The sequence below is a fragment of the Pseudoalteromonas sp. GW168-MNA-CIBAN-0100 genome (assembly GCF_040309225.1).
GTDB classification, from domain to species: Bacteria; Pseudomonadota; Gammaproteobacteria; order Enterobacterales; family Alteromonadaceae; genus Pseudoalteromonas; species Pseudoalteromonas arctica.
Map to the genome: position 1 here is coordinate 1 of NZ_JBEOOL010000779.1, position 256 is coordinate 256.

At 32.0% G+C, this 256-nt stretch carries 1 protein-coding gene; it reads left to right on the plus strand.

Features of this window, described 5'->3' with window-relative positions:
- Positions 1-256: hypothetical protein (locus AAEY62_RS23390; protein WP_350636835.1), on the plus strand; the 256-nt coding region annotated here is incomplete at both ends.

The window sequence follows — 256 nt, forward strand, 5'->3', positions numbered from 1 at the left end:
ATTTTTTAGTGGTGGGATTTTATATCAAGTTAATCCTCACAGTTTAACTCTAAAAATAATATATAAGGTTCCTAAACAACATGAAAATGTTGCCATAAATGTGCTGTCGTATGAAGTTGATCGTAATAATATTTTATGGCTCTCGTTATCCAACTTTGGCCTGATTGGCATTGATGCCTTAACGTATGAACTTGTTCATACTATTGATTTAGACAAAAACAAATTGGGTACCTTATTGTACGATATGGTGCTTGAT